Raw genomic sequence first — 15,172 nt, 5'->3', positions numbered from 1 at the left:
GGTCATTTCACCAGCTTCTGGTAAAGGGCAAGTAATTGCGTCGACAGACGCCCGGCGGTGCAGGACAAAATACGCTCCCGGGCATGCTGGCCTTCGCTGGAGCCTAACGCGCGTGCGGGGAGCGCCATAACGGCGTCCTGCAATGCGGGAATATCCAGCGCATCGCATACGTAGCCATTCTGCCCCTGCACTATGAATTCCTGGCCGCCGCAGCCGGTCGTGGTGATGACCGGTAAACCGCAGGCCATTGCTTCCAGAATCACATTGGGGAACGGATCGTAAAGGGTTGGCAGCAGCAGACCATCCGCCATTTGATAGAACGGTAGCGTCTCTGTTTGCATGCCAAAGAAATGCACCCGACTGGCGCAGTTGAGCGATGCCGCCAGAGATTCGTAGCGACGCTGGTCTTTATCTTTGCCAACGACGAAAAGGTGGCGATCCGTGGGGGCAATAGCGCGAATGGCCGCATCCAGTCCCTTACGTTCAAAGCCCGAGCCGACATAGACCAGGCAGGTTGCCTGTAGCGGGATCCCGCGCGCTTGTCGCAGGGCTGCAAACGTCTCTTCATCCGGCGGTGTGAAACGCTGATTATCGATGGCGTTGTAAATCACGTGGATTTTATCTGCCGGCAGGCCGAAATCCGCAATGATCTCCTGCTTTATCATCTCTGCGTTGCAAATGACGCCACGCAGATGGTCATGCTGGTACATCTCGCGTTCGGCATTCATCACATAGCGGTGATAGCGGTCAGCGAACAACAAGGCTTGTTTCCAGCCGGGGAGAATTCGCGCGCGTTGCTCCAGCCAGCGGCGGTGCACGCCATCACCAGCGCGATACAGGTCGCAGCCTGGGATGCGCTCATGGCTTTGCACAAGGTCGAACTGTTTGCTTTCCCAGAGTGCTCTTGCGGCGTTGGCGAACCCGCGCTCGCGGCTGATGCGTCCCCATTTTCTGGGGTTACAAATATGAATGTGCCAGTCCGGTTTTACCGGCCCCTGCCACTCGCGGGTGATGACATTCAGTTCGAGATTGCTACTATCGAGCGCTTCCAGCGCGCGGGAGACAAAACGTTCCGCGCCGCCATCAGGGCGGTATTTCTGTCTTACCAGCGCCAGGCGAAATTTACTCATGCTAAAACCCTTCTTGCCGCGGCGATAACCTCTTCCTCAGGAATTAAATCCAGGTAGCGTTCATCAGTGCGGGTATCAATCGCATCCGGATCGGGAAGCGGGCCGTAATCGCCAGCCCAAATGACTTCGCCCTGAGCCTGCCAGGGACGCCAGAAAGTCAGTTTAGAGGGGCCAAACAAGGCAACCAGCGGCGTATTCAGCGCGGCGGCCATGTGCATCGGTACGGAATCGACGCCAATAAACAGGCGGGCGTGGTCAATCAGCGCACCGAGCTGGCGCAGCGTCAGTTTACCGGCCAGCGAGACCAGGTGTGCATCCGGGCAGCCTGCGATAATGGTATCGACCATCTGTTTTTCTTTGGCGTCCGGGCCAGAGGTGAGCACAACGGTGTATCCGTCAGCCGAGAGCGCGTTAATCACTGCGCTCATCCGATCCTCTCGCCAGCATTTAAAGAACCAGCGTGAGGTGGGTTGCACGACGATATAGCCCCCGGTTAACCCTTCTGGTAGCAATGCCTTGCAGGTCTGCCAGTCCGCCTCGCTATAGCCCATTTTGGCCGGGGCATTTTGTACCTCTATGCCCAGCGGCGCCAGAATGGAGAGATTTTGCTGGACCGTATGCAGGCTGTTATGTGCCTGCGTAGAAGCCAGAACGGTATGGCAAAAACGCCAAATAGGGTGACGGCGTTTCGGGAAATCAAAGCCGATGCGCTGTGGGGCGCCGGTAAAGCGGGTGACGATAGCGCTGCGCCATTGGTCGGCCAGGTTCAGTACCAGGTCGTAATGTTGCTTGCGTAAAGTGCGCAGAAGCTCCCATTCCATCGCGATCAGGTGCCGCTGCCCCTGTTTTTTCCATTTTCGGTCAATGCCGTAAATGTGATGGATATCGGTGTTGGCGGCGAGCATATCCCTTGTCTCTTCATACAGCAAAACGTCGATTTTCGCGTCAGGATAGCGCTGGCGAAGTGTCTGAATCACAGGTGTAATCAGCAGCATATCGCCATGATGGCGTAGCTTTATCACTAAAATGCGCGCAGGCATTTTGCTGTCGAAAGGGCGGGTTTCGGGCGTCATACGGTCTTCTTAATCCGATCACAAGCCTCTGATTCTAGGTTATCAGATGCATTGAGAGAAGCGTTGTATTGCTCTACCATGACCGGATAACTGAGCCTGAGGACAAAGACGTGCAGAAACCGGCATTTCTTATCACGATCGATACAGAGGGTGACAACCTCTGGCAAAAAAATGACAGTATCACCACGGAAAATGCGAAATATTTGCCGCGTTTTCAGGCTGTGTGCGAAAAGTATGGTTTTAAACCGGTCTATCTGACTAACTACGAAATGGCCATCGACCCGTTTTTTATTGAGTTTGGCCAGGACGTGATTGCCCGGGGTACGGCAGAAATCGGTATGCATTTACATGCCTGGAATAGCCCGCCAGAGACGCCGCTGACCGATAATGACTGGCGCTACAAACCCTACCTCATTGAATATTCCGACGCACTGATGCGGGAAAAGGTCGATTTTATGACCAAACTCCTGCAGGACACCTTCCAGACCAAAATGCGCAGCCATCGTGCCGGTCGCTGGGCCTTTGATGAACGTTATGCGCGCCTGCTGATCGAATATGGCTACGAGGTGGACTGTTCCGTCACACCAAAAGTGAACTGGAAAACCGCGAAAGGGGCACCACAGGGAACCGGGGGCACAGATTATCGCCAGTTCCCGCTGCAGGCCTATTTCCTTGATGAAAACGACATCAGTAAGCCCGGCAATTCGCCGCTGCTTGAGGTGCCAATGAGCATTCAGTTCAAGCACTCGGCGCTGATGAACAGTATCAAACAGGGCTACGATAAACTGCGCGGTAAATTGCGTTCGCCTTCTGTCCATTGGCTACGCCCGATGGGCGGCAATGTCGAGACGATGCAGCGTGTTGTGGAGCAGACGCTGGCGCAGGGTAACGACTACGTTGAGTACATGCTGCACTCGTCTGAATATATGCCGGGCGGGAGCCCGACGTTTAAGAATGAACAGGATATCGAGCGTCTGTACGATGACCTTGAGTCCTTCTTTACATGGCTGCAGCCGCGCGTTCAGGGAATGACTCTGGCGGACTATTATCAGCAGAAAATTGTACAGTGCTAAATAGATAAGTTGAGTTGATAACGATGGGTGCCCTTAAGCAATTCACACGCAAAAAGAACGCGTTTTTCCGGAGCATTAAATTTGCGTTGATCAATCGCCGCTACCGTCATAAAGCCGCGCGTGCGCCCTTTAATCCGCAATCGGTGAAACACCTTTTGTTACTGCGCCTCGATGACAAAATTGGCGATATGGTGGTAACAACGGGATGCGCGCAGGCGCTGGCCGCAAAGGGATATCGCGTTTCGGTGTTGACAGGCCCTGTCTGCAAGCAAATTCTGTCCGGTGCGGACTATCTGGAAAACGTTCACCTCTATAAACCGCGCATGTCGCTTGCGGCATTGCAGGCCGAGCGGTTTGATGCCGTCATTGATTTTGATGACGTGAATACCTACGAGCGTTTTAAGTTGTTGTCTGAACTGAACGTGGGTTGCGTTATTGGCTACAACAAAGAGCAGTACAAGCTTTTTGACCACTCCATCGCGTTTCTTGATGCCACAAAGCATATTTCCGCACGGTATCAGCAGGTATTGAATTTATTTGGTATTACGGTTGCCCCCTATACCTACCACGTGGCGGGAGACGCACATGAGCGCGAGAAAGTGGCGCAATTGCTGACAACCGAATCGCCGCAAACCTGCTTTGTGGCAATCAATCCTTTTACGGGATCCGAGGATAAAGATTTTTCTCGCGAGCAGGTCGTCAGCATTGTTGAACACCTGAATACACTGCCTTATCCCACAAGGGCGGTGATAATTGGTCAGAGCGCGAAAGTCAGTCAACTCAATATCGATAATGTCCTCTTTCTGAAGGACAGCACTATCAATTCTGCGGTTGAAATCGTTCGTCGGGTTGATCTGGTGATCACACCGGATACCTCAATTGTGCATATCGCACGTGCGCTCAATAAACCACTCATTGCCGTTTATAACCAACGTAAGCTGAAAGATACGGGGTTACCAGGGTATAAAATATGGGCGCCAAACTATGAAAAGGCGACGCAGCTTATTTGCTCAACAGACGATATTTCGGCTATGTCGATGGCTGAGTTGTTAAGAACTATCGATATCCGCCTCGAAGAAATTTGCCGTCCAGTAGCAAGGGCGATGTAATCAAGAATAAAGGCCCGCGATGCGGGCCTTTATTCTTTAGAAGGTATAAAACAGATTTTTCGGTTTGCTGTGGCTGATGACAACGGCTAACGGTAGCCAGAATAATATCCAGGATTCCCGTGGGTTACTGATAATAAACATTCCCTGTGAGGACATAAATATCAGTGCAAAGATGAACAGCGCGGTCTCATAACGTTTGTCTTTGACATACTTGCCAATCGCAAAAGCCAGACCACAGAAGATAATCATCATCAAGGTGAAGAACCCCACAATCCCGCCTTTCAGCAAGGTGCCAAGATATACACTATGAGTCGTGGTAATGTGCTCGCCGCTGTAATTTATAAAATCCAGATCGAAAGTAAAACCACGTCCAAGCCACCAGTGAGAGGACACTTCCTGTAGCGTATGGTGCCAGATACTTAAACGCAGCCCACTTTGTGTGCTGAGTGCTTCGAAACGTCCGACAAGCAAATCACCGGCCGGGGTAAAAAAGAATAAGGCAGCGAAGACGATAATAAGTACCGCGCCGATAGCCAGATTACGTCCTGTCAGTAATTTAAGATGTAATGTGAATAGAAAGGCGATAAAGAGCGAAATAATCGGCCCACGGCTTTGGGTTAGTAGCATCATAAACAGCAAAATGACGATGGGAATCCAGTACAGCGGCTGTTTCTGCTCCTTCATGAGCATGGCTGAGATCAATATACCCACGCCGCAATAACCCGCTAAATCAATAACATTTGTAGGGCCGGGGTTGCTAAGAGAAACCTGCCGTAGCGTCAGTACCAGCGAGTAGTCAGTTATCAGTGTGTACACGGACAGTACGGTAATCCCTGCCACCACACTTAACATGGCAAAGTGTCGGCTTCGGGGATTTTCCAGCAGGGTATTCAGAATAAGCACGTAGAAAAAGAGATAGGTACCATGGGTGAGCGTGGAATTGAAACGCGGTGGCTCGCTACCCCAGAAATTGCTCAGCGAGAAATAAATCATAAAAACTATCATGGCGAAGAGTATCAATCCCTTACCTCGACAGTTTTGCACCAGCATGCTGAGATTTTGACGACTTAATAACGACAGTACGAACAAGGCTAAAGTGATATGGAAAAGATTATTAGCACGTGTTGACATGCAAAAGATGGCACTAAAAAAAAGAAACAAATAAAAGAAAACCGGATAAGCGTTTTTGGACTGCTTAGCGATTGTTGAAGTAATCATCAAAAGATACCTTAGTAAAAACTGCATCAGGTACTGCGCTGCCTAAAGAAAAGTTCACGACTGTGCTTTTATTCTCTTTCATTATGCGTGAAGCATGAGCGAAAGACGGCATAACAAGGTTGTCGACTTTTGTTTCCAGATAGGATGGCAGCTTGTTCTCTGCGGTCTCATAAAAACGCGGCTGGTGGAAGTTATTCATGTCCAGGCCACTGATGAGAATAGTGTTAAATCCCATAAAGTTTAAAATCTGCAATGCCCAGTACACGACGGTTCCCGCATCAAAAATACCCAGCCGGATATCGGTACTAAAACAGATATCGTTGCGCTTCTCGCAAAACCGCATAAGTGAATTGCCGTTATAGGCTTCCCATTTTTGGTCATGCGGAACTTTTGGCTGATAAATTTTATAGCATGCGTCTTCAATCAGGGCTAAACGGCATTTGAGCTCTGTCGCGTGACGATCGAGAATTTTGGCGATACCGTGCATGGTGGTAAACAGCAAGATACGGCTGTCGGCAATAATGGCGCGAATGATATCGCTTCTTTTGTCAAAAAACTCCATATCCACAATCACATAGAGTGAAAAACTCACATCCAGCGACAGAGAATAGGCGCCGTTAACCCCCATCACAGGGATATCTGCTGGCAGTTTTTTGAAATCAATGCTTCGGGTTGACGGGCCAGTGGCGGTCAGTAAGACCTCTCCCTGTGCACTACCTTTCAGTTCGCTGAGCGACACCAGAGGTACCGGGGCACCTTTGTAATTAAGGGAGCAAATCTCACCACTCTCTGCGCGCTGGATTTTGGTCCACGGCCAGAGATTTTCGTTATGGCGGAAGCTTCGCGGGCGCGTATAACGGTAGATTTGCTTAAAAAGTGAACCCATTACACCCCTGACTGACTTTTAAGATTTGCATATACGCGTGCGGCGGAAATGTCGTCCGTGCGGTTTCCGGTTTCGGGGCTCAGGCTGCGCTGGTTTTTACCGTAACCGCCGATCAACCCTGGGTCTGTTGGCCCGTAGAGCGTCAAATTCGGGCGATCCAGTGCCGCCGTTAAATGACTCAGACCGGTATCGACGGAAACCACAAACTTTGCCCCGGCCAGCACCTGAGCGACATTCTCCAGGCTCATGCGTGGCAGGACATCAACGAAATCATAGCCCTCGGCAAGGCGTTTTGCCCGTGCCTCTTCATGCGGCGCGCCCCAGGGGAGCTTAATACGCAGACCGCTGTTAGCCAGCAGGCCAATCAGCTCGCGCCAGTGGCTCTCAGGCCAGTGTTTATCATCACGCGTTGTGGCATGTAAAAAGACAGCATACGGCGCTTTCAGGCCGCTGCTATTGGGAAAATGGCGGGCAATGGCGTAATCACCCTGAGTTTGCGGTTTGTCGTAGCCCAGGCTTTTCGCGAACAGTTCACGGGTGCGTTCTACCGCATGCTGCTGCTTTGCAATGTGGTGACGACGGTTATAGAACAGGCTCGCCAGCGGTTCACGCGCGGTTTGCCAGTCCATCCCATGTTTGATGCCGTGGGCCAGGCGTGTCACCAGCGCGGCGCTTTTTACCAGCCCTTGAGCATCGATGATAACATCGTAATATTCGGCCTGCACGGCGTGACGAAATGCGCGACGCTCTGCTTTTACAGGCGCAGAAAACCACGCTTTACGCCAGCGGCGAATCGCCACGGGAATAACCCTGTCGACCGCATCATGCCACGACGGGATTTGCGCAAAGTTTTCTTCTACCACCCAGTCAAAGCGAATACCGGGAATGGCCCGCACCGCATCAGTTAACGCAGGCAGGGTATGCAGTACATCACCCATTGAAGAGGTTTTAACGATAAGAACCCGCATGCGTTATCCTTCTTCATTCAGCAACAGCGTGTTTAGTTCGCTCAATACCTGCTGCGGGGTAATGTCGATCAGGCTCTGATGATAGCCTTCGGCGGCATCGCCTTTGCGTACTTTGTGGTAGCCGGTAATCAGGCGAATCACCCGCGCTTTGTGCGACAGCGGTGGCGTGAAATCCGGGCTGCTTGGCCCATAAAGTGCGACCAGCGGGCGATTGAGTGCTGCGGCAACATGCATCAGGCCAGAGTCATTGCTGACGACCGCTTTACAGGACGCGAGTAGAATGACCGCCTGTTCCAGTTCAGTTTCTCCGGCCAGATTACGGCACCAGGCCTGCTGTTCAACGCTTAGCGTCGCGAGAATTTGATTGCCTGCTTCATGATCTTTCGCCGAACCAAACAGCACAATCTGGAAGCCTTCATCAATTAGCTGTTTTGCCAGTTCCGCATAGTGATAGTGTGGCCAGCGCTTGGCCGGACCAAACTCAGCGCCGGGGCAAAAACCGATCAGCGGACGTTCCGCTGAGAGGCTAAAGGCAGCACAGGTCTGGCCTTTTTCGCTCTCAGTCACCTGTAACTGCGGCCATAACAGCGGTTGCGGCAAATCTTTCGCCGATGCCATTACGCCTTTATCGTAGGCCAATGCAACATAGCGCTCGACCATTAGCGGCCAGGCCTGCTTGTCCAAAACGCGCACATCGTTCAGTAAGCCGTAACGCATTTCGCCGCGCCAGCCGGTACGGTGAGGCACGTTGGCAAAGAACGGGACCAGCGCCGATTTAAAGGAGTTTGGCAGGACGAATGCCCGGTCATAGCGTTTTGCCCGCAGGCTGTGACCCAGCTTACGGCGTTCGCCAAGTTCCAGAGCGCCGTGGCCCAGCGGCATCGGAATCGCCTCGTTGACTTCCGGCATCCGCGATAACAGCGGACGGCACCACGCGGGAGCCATCACGTCGATAATCGCCTGGGGGTAGCGCGCTTTGAGCGTGCGATAGAGACTTTGCGACATCATCATGTCGCCCACCCAGGAGGGGCCGATCACCAATATTTTCATTCACTTCATCCTTCAAGCTGTCTCTGCGTTGGCTGCCTTTGTTCACCCCAGTCACATCGTTATTCTATGCTCCTGGGGACTCACTCAGTTGCCGCCTTGATACCGCTTTAATGATTTTATGAATGGGTGCCGTTATCGCGGTTCAGCCAGGCCATATATTCCGTTACGCCTTCGGCAACGGTTTTGAATGGCTTGTCATAGCCCGCGGCACGCAGGTTGGTTAAGTCAGCCTGGGTGAATGCCTGATAGCGGCCTTTCAGTTTATCCGGGAACGGAATGTATTCGATGCTGCCTTTTTTGTGGAACGCCAGCGTGGCATCGGCCACGGCCTGGAAAGATTCCGCACGGCCGGTCCCGAGGTTGAAAATACCGGATACGCCATTTTCCCAGAACCACAGGTTGACGGCGGCCACATCGCCTACATAGACGAAGTCGCGTTTGAAGCTGTCGCTGCCTTCAAACAGTTTCGGGCTTTCGCCATTATTCAACTGGGTGTTGAGGTGGAACGCTACGCTCGCCATGCTGCCTTTGTGCCCTTCGCGCGGCCCGTAAACGTTGAAATAGCGGAAACCGACAACCGGAGAGTTGGCTTCCGGCAGGATCTGGCGCACATACTCATCGAACAGGAATTTAGAATAACCGTAAACATTCAGCGGTTTTTCATATTCACGTGATTCGATAAAGTCGCTGGTGCGCCCGCCGTAGGTCGCCGCAGAAGAGGCGTACAGGAACGGAATTTCACGTTCCAGGCAGTAGTGCAGAACCTCTTTGGAGTACTGATAGTTATTATCCATCATGTACTTACCATCCCACTCAGTGGTAGAGGAGCAGGCGCCTTCGTGGAAAATAGCCTCGATATCGCCGAATTCTTCACCCGCCATTATCTGGATAAGGAAGTCTTCTTTGTCCATGTAGTCGGCAATATCCAGATCCACCAGGTTCACAAACTTGGTGCCGTCTTTCAGATTGTCCACCACCAGAATGTCGGTGATGCCTTTATCATTCAGGGCTTTAACGATATTGCTGCCGATAAAACCCGCGCCGCCGGTAACGATAATCATAACTATGACCTTTGAATTGTGGAGCTCCGAGACTATCTCAGACACTAATGATTCTTATCATACCATCTCATTGCCAGCCCGACAGCCATTCACGGACAGGCCATAATCTTACACGTGATTTATGCTACAAAATGCGCAACAGGTGATGCGTCATCTCGTATCAACGTATAGCTTTGGGTAATATGTGCCGAAATTTGCCCAGTCTGGAGAATTGCGATGCGTGGGGATTTTTACAAGCAGTTAACGAGCGACCTGGAGACCGCACGTGCGGAAGGGTTGTTTAAAGAAGAACGCATTATCACGTCGGCCCAGCAAGCTGATATCACCGTGGCGAATGGAAGCCACGTCATTAACTTCTGCGCCAACAACTACCTCGGTCTGGCTAACCATCCTGAATTGATTGCCGCCGCGAAAGCTGGGATGGACAGCCACGGCTTTGGCATGGCCTCTGTACGTTTTATTTGCGGTACGCAGGACAGCCACAAAGAGCTTGAAAAGAAACTCGCTGAGTTCCTCGGTATGGAGGATGCGATCCTCTATTCCTCCTGCTTTGATGCCAACGGCGGTCTGTTCGAAACCCTGCTGGGCGCAGAAGACGCCATTATCTCTGATGCCCTGAACCATGCCTCGATCATCGACGGCGTGCGTCTGTGTAAAGCGAAGCGTTTCCGCTACGCCAACAACGATATGCAGGAGCTGGAAGCGCGTCTGAAAGAGGCCCGCGAAGCCGGTGCCCGCCATGTGCTGATTGCCACCGACGGCGTCTTCTCGATGGACGGCGTGATTGCCAACCTGAAAGGCGTCTGCGACCTGGCAGATAAGTACGATGCGCTGGTAATGGTTGATGACTCCCACGCGGTGGGGTTTGTCGGCGATAACGGCCGTGGCTCGCACGAGTACTGCGACGTCATGGGCCGGGTGGACATCATTACCGGTACGCTGGGTAAAGCGCTCGGCGGCGCTTCCGGCGGTTATACCGCCGCGCGTAAAGAGGTGGTGGAATGGCTGCGTCAGCGTTCCCGCCCGTATCTCTTCTCCAACTCACTGGCCCCGGCGATTGTTGCTGCCTCCATTAAGGTGCTGGAGATGGTTGAAGCGGGGAGCGAGCTGCGTGACCGTCTGTGGTCTAACGCGCGTCTGTTCCGTGAAAAGATGAGTGCCGCAGGCTTTACCCTGGCGGGTGCCGATCACGCCATCATTCCGGTAATGCTCGGTGATGCGGTAGTGGCGCAGAACTTCGCCCGCGAGCTGCAAAAAGAGGGGATTTACGTGACGGGCTTCTTCTTCCCGGTTGTGCCAAAAGGCCAGGCGCGTATTCGTACCCAAATGTCTGCTGCTCATACCCCTGAGCAAATCGAACGTGCGGTGGCTGCCTTTACCCGCATCGGTAAACAACTGGGCGTCATCGCCTGAGGACGTAAGATGAAAGCGCTATCTAAGCTGAAAGCGGAAGAAGGCATCTGGATGAACGATGTTCCGGCCCCGGAAGTCGGACATAACGACCTGCTGATTAAAATTCGCAAAACGGCTATTTGCGGGACCGATGTGCATATCTATAACTGGGACGAATGGTCGCAAAAAACGATCCCGGTACCGATGGTGGTCGGGCATGAGTACGTGGGTGAAGTGGTTGGCATCGGCCAGGAAGTGAAAGGCTTTAACATCGGCGACCGTGTTTCCGGTGAAGGCCACATTACCTGCGGCCATTGCCGTAACTGCCGCGCTGGCCGCACGCACCTGTGTCGAAACACCGTGGGTGTTGGCGTCAACCGTCCGGGTTGTTTTGCAGAATACCTGGTTATTCCTGCCTTTAACGCTTTCAAAATCCCGGACAACATTTCCGACGACCTGGCCTCTATTTTCGATCCGTTCGGCAACGCGGTTCACACCGCACTCTCCTTCGACCTGGTTGGGGAAGATGTGCTGGTTTCCGGCGCTGGCCCGATTGGTATTATGGCGGCGGCGGTGGCAAAACACGTTGGCGCGCGCCATGTGGTTATCACTGATGTGAATGAATACCGTCTGGATCTGGCGCGTAAAATGGGTGTTACCCGTGCGGTCAACGTAGCGAAAGAGAACCTCTCCGATGTGATGGCAGAGCTGGGAATGACCGAAGGTTTTGATGTCGGTCTGGAAATGTCCGGCGCGCCGCCAGCCTTCCGTACCATGCTTGATACCATGAACCACGGCGGTCGTATTGCGATGCTGGGTATTCCGCCGTCTGATATGGCTATCGACTGGAATAAAGTGATCTTCAAGGGTCTCTTTATTAAAGGTATCTATGGCCGTGAAATGTTTGAAACCTGGTACAAGATGGCGGCATTAATCCAGTCCGGACTGGATTTGTCGCCTATTATCACCCACCGTTTCGGTATTGATGACTTCCAGAAAGGTTTTGATGCTATGCGTTCTGGTCAGTCAGGTAAGGTAATCCTTAGCTGGAACTAAAAATAAAGACGCCTGCGGGCGTCTTTCTCTTATCCTTTTCCTGTTTTCAACCTTAAATCGCACTAAAGGCACAATTTCCGTAACAGTGTTCTACATTAGAAAGTAGAGTTCGTTGACGATCCGTTTAACCTTTTCAGTGCGGCTAATTATGTTCAAACTTTCGGTGTGTCTGTTAACCTGCAATTCCGCTCGCTTATTACGGGACGTTCTCCCGCCATTGCTTAAAATCGCGGATGATTTTGTGGTTCTGGATTCCGGCAGTACAGACGAGACGCTGGATATTTGTCGGGAATATGATCTTCATGTTCATTATCATCCTTATGCGATGCATGGCGCGCAGATGAATCACGCAACCAGCCTGGCTGCGCATGACTGGGTGCTCTGTATGGATAGCGATGAAATCCTCGATGAGCAGACGGTAAACTTTATTTTGCAGCTAAAAGCAGGTGATGAGCCAGGTGCTGACCAGGCATGGCGTTTGCCGCGTTATTGGTATGTGCTGGGTGAACAAACCCGAACGATATATCCTATATCATCCCCTGATTTCCCCGTGCGTTTATATAACCGCCGCACGGCCCGTTTTAACAATCGTGCAGTTGATGATCAGGTGGAAGGTTATTCGGCATCGACAAAAATACCGGGACATGTGCGTCACGATACGTTTTATTCGCTGCATGAAGTATTCAGCAAACTTAATAGTTACACCACGCGACTGGTGAAATATCAGAAAGTCCGCCCCTCCATTGGCCGTGGAATTATTAGCGCCATCGGTGCGTTCTTTAAATGGTATTTATTTAGCGGCGCATGGCGTAACGGCAAAGTGGGTGCGGTGACAGGTTTATACGCCACCATGTATAGCTTTCTTAAATATTTCAAAGCCTGGTATGCCCACAATGGCCACAACGATGAAAAAAACGTTGTGGCCGAAGAAAAGAAAAACACCCGTACGGTTTAAGGGTGTTTTTTACCCCAGCCTTGCCACTCATTCGTGACATATTTCACCAGCGTACTCTCGCTGATGCTGTCCTTCACGACCGTAAAGAAATAGCTGGCATAAACGGGCTGCGGTTTATGTGGCGCTTTGCACAACTTCACGCCCCGGAACGGGTTACGCGGTGGCTGATTGCGTGGCGGCATCTGGCCCGGCGTTGAGGTATCCGTTTGCGGTTCATTCAGCAGGCTTCCCGCGCGAACCAGGGTGATATCCGCAGGCAGGTTGTAAAGCATCTGTTGCAGCACACGTACTGTGGTTGGGTGCGGGTGGCCGATAGCGATGGCTGAACCGCTACGACGCGCCTGATCGACGGCACGATTAAACTGATAGCGTATATCGCTCTCGTTTTGCGTGTCATCAAGAAACACTTTACGTTTGATGACCTTCACGCCCGTACCGCTTGCGGCGCGCATCGCCTGACTGTTGCCGATGGTCATGCTGTCCAGAAAGTAGAGATCGTAATGCCCCAGAACCTGCATCACCTTCTGCATGCCAAACAGGCTGGATGTCATGGCACTGCCCATATGGTTGTTTAACCCGGTGGCATACGGCACTTTGCTGACTGCATCGCTGATGATGCGCTCAATCTCAGCGCTGCTCATATCCGGGCGTAGGGTATCTTTTTCCAGTGGCTGTTTGCTGAGCGGCGCCATGGGCAGGTGGATCAGCACCTCATGCCCGGCGTTATGGGCTTTGGTGGCCATCTCTTTTGCGTGCGGCGCGTTTGGCAGCACGGCAACGGTAACCGCCGCAGGCATGGCAATGACCTGATTTTCGGTCTGTGGACGATAACCGAAATCGTCAATAACAATGGCGAGTTTGCCGGCAAACGCTGGCACAGAAAAAGCCAGCATGCTGGCAGCGACAACAACAACGCGACGAAATTGAAGCAAAACTTATCTTCCCAACCACGGCTGTGGATTGACCGCCTGACCCTGGCGGCGAATTTCGAAATAAAGTGAAGGTCTACCCTGACCGCCACTGCTCCCGACAAGGGCTATCGGCTGACCGGCGCGAACTTGCGCGCCTACGCTCACCAGCGCGCTCTGGTTGTAGCCGTACAAACTCATATCGCCTTTGCCGTGTTCAACCACGACCACCAGGCCATACCCCTGAAGCCAGTCGGCGAGGATCACCCGCCCGTCGGCCACGGCTTTGACTTCGCTACCCTCAGACGCACCGATAACAATCCCTTTCCAACGTAGCTCACCCTGCAGTTGTTCGCCATAACGATGTAGCAACGGACCGCGAACAGGCCAGTAAGCCTGGCCGGATGGCGCGCCCAGCCCACCTGTACGGGACATCAGTGAACGTTCGCCTTCGGTCGGTTTGTAGGTGGTGCCTTTACGGGATGCATCCTGCTGTTTTTCACGCACGGCCTGCGCTTCGCGAGCTTCACGCTCGGCGCGGGCTTTGGCTGCGGCTTCGGCACGAGCCAGACGATCGCGCAAACGGGATTCGTTCGCCCGCAGTTCGCCTAACTGCTGCTGCCCTTCCTGAATAGATGACTCCAGACCGGCGAGCGTTTTCTTACGCTCGTTGCGTGCTTGTTCAAGCTTCGCCTGCTGTGCTTTTTGTTCGTACATCAGCGTTTGCTGCTGACTCTGCTTCTCTTCCAGCTCCGCTTTTTGCGTGGCAACCTCTTCGCGCGTTTGCTTGAGTTGCGCGATGGTCTCCTGCCGGGCCTGGTTGAGATAGCCGAAGTAGGCCTGCAGACGTTGCCCGCGTTGGGTTTCTTCCCCGCTGAGAATCAACTGAACCCCAGTATGTTGACCCTGGCGGAACGCGGCATCCAACTGGGCGGCCAGGTTATGCTCTTGCGTCGCCTTCTGTTTTTCCAGTTTGGCGATAGATGCGTTCATGGCATCGATTTGCTTATTGAGCTGGGCGAGGGTGTTCTGCGTTTCGCGCAACTGACGTGTGGCTGCGGAGATGGCGACTTCTTGCTCTTTGAGTTGCGCAAGCAGGCCGGAACGCTGCTGTTGCTGCTGGCGTACGTCGCGTTCTTTTGCGGCGATATCCGCCTGAATGGATTTTAACTGGTCGCGGTCATCCGCGTGGGCAGAAAAGGCGCACAACAATGCGCCAGCGCTAAAAGCGCTGGCGCAAAGCAAAGGCCTGACTGCGGCCAATGTGACAGAAAAAATCGCCTTTCCCCTCAT

General features: G+C 52.7%; 14 protein-coding genes. 5 read left to right on the top strand and 9 right to left on the bottom strand.

Annotated elements, in window-relative coordinates; translation table 11 throughout:
* Window positions 1-2: 2 nt before the first annotated feature.
* Together ABU190_RS14095 and rfaQ are read right to left on the bottom strand one after the other, a co-directional pair.
* Window positions 3-1,130: a glycosyltransferase family 4 protein gene (locus ABU190_RS14095; protein WP_354691647.1), complete on the bottom strand. Its 1,128-nt coding sequence runs from the start codon at window positions 1,128-1,130 to the stop codon at window positions 3-5.
* Window positions 1,127-2,203, bottom strand: a complete 1,077-nt coding sequence (gene rfaQ, locus ABU190_RS14090) for a putative lipopolysaccharide heptosyltransferase III (RefSeq protein WP_354691646.1) — start codon at window positions 2,201-2,203, stop codon at window positions 1,127-1,129. Before rfaQ ends, ABU190_RS14095 begins: the two co-directional genes overlap by 4 nt.
* Before the next feature lie 110 nt (window positions 2,204-2,313).
* Here rfaQ and ABU190_RS14085 point away from each other — a divergent pair, with 110 nt between their 5' ends.
* Complete coding sequence (locus tag ABU190_RS14085; RefSeq protein ID WP_169038657.1) at window positions 2,314-3,276, top strand: polysaccharide deacetylase family protein; 963 nt, start codon at window positions 2,314-2,316, stop codon at window positions 3,274-3,276.
* Between the two features lie 23 nt (window positions 3,277-3,299).
* The gene (locus tag ABU190_RS14080) at window positions 3,300-4,385 is read left to right on the top strand and encodes a glycosyltransferase family 9 protein (RefSeq protein ID WP_354691645.1); all 1,086 of its coding nucleotides are present in this window, start codon (window positions 3,300-3,302) and stop codon (window positions 4,383-4,385) included.
* A 36-nt stretch (window positions 4,386-4,421) separates the two neighbouring features.
* Here the strand turns inward: ABU190_RS14080 and ABU190_RS14075 are convergent, their stop codons facing one another.
* The 5 genes from ABU190_RS14075 to rfaD all read right to left on the bottom strand — a co-directional run bounded on the left by ABU190_RS14075 (window position 4,422) and on the right by rfaD (window position 9,568).
* The gene (locus tag ABU190_RS14075; RefSeq protein WP_354691644.1) at window positions 4,422-5,603 is read right to left on the bottom strand and encodes an O-antigen ligase family protein; all 1,182 of its coding nucleotides are present in this window, start codon (window positions 5,601-5,603) and stop codon (window positions 4,422-4,424) included.
* Window positions 5,581-6,489, bottom strand: a complete 909-nt coding sequence (locus ABU190_RS14070; protein WP_169038660.1) for a sugar glycosyltransferase — start codon at window positions 6,487-6,489, stop codon at window positions 5,581-5,583. Before ABU190_RS14070 ends, ABU190_RS14075 begins: the two co-directional genes overlap by 23 nt.
* Complete coding sequence (gene rfaC, locus ABU190_RS14065; protein ID WP_169038661.1) at window positions 6,489-7,457, bottom strand: lipopolysaccharide heptosyltransferase RfaC; 969 nt, start codon at window positions 7,455-7,457, stop codon at window positions 6,489-6,491. Before rfaC ends, ABU190_RS14070 begins: the two co-directional genes overlap by 1 nt.
* A 3-nt stretch (window positions 7,458-7,460) precedes the next feature.
* The gene (gene rfaF, locus ABU190_RS14060; RefSeq protein ID WP_354691643.1) at window positions 7,461-8,507 is read right to left on the bottom strand and encodes an ADP-heptose--LPS heptosyltransferase RfaF; all 1,047 of its coding nucleotides are present in this window, start codon (window positions 8,505-8,507) and stop codon (window positions 7,461-7,463) included.
* Between the two features lie 116 nt (window positions 8,508-8,623).
* Window positions 8,624-9,568 (bottom strand): ADP-glyceromanno-heptose 6-epimerase, encoded by a 945-nt coding sequence (gene rfaD, locus ABU190_RS14055; RefSeq protein WP_039080128.1) that lies wholly within the window; start codon window positions 9,566-9,568, stop codon window positions 8,624-8,626.
* Window positions 9,569-9,784: 216 nt separating this feature from the next.
* On the opposite strand from rfaD, the gene kbl reads away from it, so the two are divergent.
* The 3 genes from kbl (at window position 9,785) to ABU190_RS14040 (ending at window position 12,971) form a co-directional block, all read left to right on the top strand.
* Window positions 9,785-10,981: a glycine C-acetyltransferase gene (kbl, locus tag ABU190_RS14050; RefSeq protein WP_039080129.1), complete on the top strand. Its 1,197-nt coding sequence runs from the start codon at window positions 9,785-9,787 to the stop codon at window positions 10,979-10,981.
* A gap of 9 nt (window positions 10,982-10,990) precedes the next feature.
* Window positions 10,991-12,016, top strand: coding sequence for an L-threonine 3-dehydrogenase (gene tdh / locus ABU190_RS14045; protein ID WP_039080130.1), 1,026 nt, complete (start codon window positions 10,991-10,993; stop codon window positions 12,014-12,016).
* Between the two features lie 148 nt (window positions 12,017-12,164).
* On the top strand, window positions 12,165-12,971 hold the full coding sequence (locus ABU190_RS14040) for a glycosyltransferase family 2 protein (RefSeq protein WP_354691642.1): 807 nt from the start codon (window positions 12,165-12,167) through the stop codon (window positions 12,969-12,971).
* On the opposite strand, the gene ABU190_RS14035 is transcribed toward ABU190_RS14040, so the two are convergent.
* Both ABU190_RS14035 and envC read right to left on the bottom strand, forming a co-directional pair.
* Window positions 12,968-13,903 (bottom strand): divergent polysaccharide deacetylase family protein, encoded by a 936-nt coding sequence (locus ABU190_RS14035; protein WP_354691641.1) that lies wholly within the window; start codon window positions 13,901-13,903, stop codon window positions 12,968-12,970. The two genes, ABU190_RS14040 and ABU190_RS14035, sit on opposite strands and share 4 nt — an antisense overlap.
* Before the next feature lie 3 nt (window positions 13,904-13,906).
* Window positions 13,907-15,172, bottom strand: a complete 1,266-nt coding sequence (envC, locus tag ABU190_RS14030; RefSeq protein WP_039080133.1) for a murein hydrolase activator EnvC — start codon at window positions 15,170-15,172, stop codon at window positions 13,907-13,909.

Source organism: Phytobacter sp. RSE-02, assembly GCF_040578655.1.
Taxonomy (GTDB): Bacteria; Pseudomonadota; Gammaproteobacteria; order Enterobacterales; family Enterobacteriaceae; genus Phytobacter; species Phytobacter diazotrophicus.
The sequence above is the reverse complement of the archived record's forward strand: the minus strand, read 5'-3'. Positions and strand labels throughout refer to the sequence as shown.

What these genes read in the sequence shown, in the direction of transcription:
- rfaC (WP_169038661.1), bottom strand. Translation starts at nt 7,457, where the DNA reads ATGCGGGTTCTTATCGTTAAAACCTCTTCAATGGGTGATGTACTGCAT.
- rfaF (WP_354691643.1), bottom strand. Translation starts at nt 8,507, where the DNA reads ATGAAAATATTGGTGATCGGCCCCTCCTGGGTGGGCGACATGATGATG.
- ABU190_RS14095 (WP_354691647.1), bottom strand. Translation starts at nt 1,130, where the DNA reads ATGAGTAAATTTCGCCTGGCGCTGGTAAGACAGAAATACCGCCCTGAT.
- tdh (WP_039080130.1), top strand. Translation starts at nt 10,991, where the DNA reads ATGAAAGCGCTATCTAAGCTGAAAGCGGAAGAAGGCATCTGGATGAAC.
- ABU190_RS14080 (WP_354691645.1), top strand. Translation starts at nt 3,300, where the DNA reads ATGGGTGCCCTTAAGCAATTCACACGCAAAAAGAACGCGTTTTTCCGG.
- ABU190_RS14075 (WP_354691644.1), bottom strand. Translation starts at nt 5,603, where the DNA reads ATGATTACTTCAACAATCGCTAAGCAGTCCAAAAACGCTTATCCGGTT.
- ABU190_RS14070 (WP_169038660.1), bottom strand. Translation starts at nt 6,489, where the DNA reads ATGGGTTCACTTTTTAAGCAAATCTACCGTTATACGCGCCCGCGAAGC.
- rfaD (WP_039080128.1), bottom strand. Translation starts at nt 9,568, where the DNA reads ATGATTATCGTTACCGGCGGCGCGGGTTTTATCGGCAGCAATATCGTT.
- envC (WP_039080133.1), bottom strand. Translation starts at nt 15,172, where the DNA reads ATGAGGGGAAAGGCGATTTTTTCTGTCACATTGGCCGCAGTCAGGCCT.
- ABU190_RS14040 (WP_354691642.1), top strand. Translation starts at nt 12,165, where the DNA reads ATGTTCAAACTTTCGGTGTGTCTGTTAACCTGCAATTCCGCTCGCTTA.
- rfaQ (WP_354691646.1), bottom strand. Translation starts at nt 2,203, where the DNA reads ATGACGCCCGAAACCCGCCCTTTCGACAGCAAAATGCCTGCGCGCATT.
- kbl (WP_039080129.1), top strand. Translation starts at nt 9,785, where the DNA reads ATGCGTGGGGATTTTTACAAGCAGTTAACGAGCGACCTGGAGACCGCA.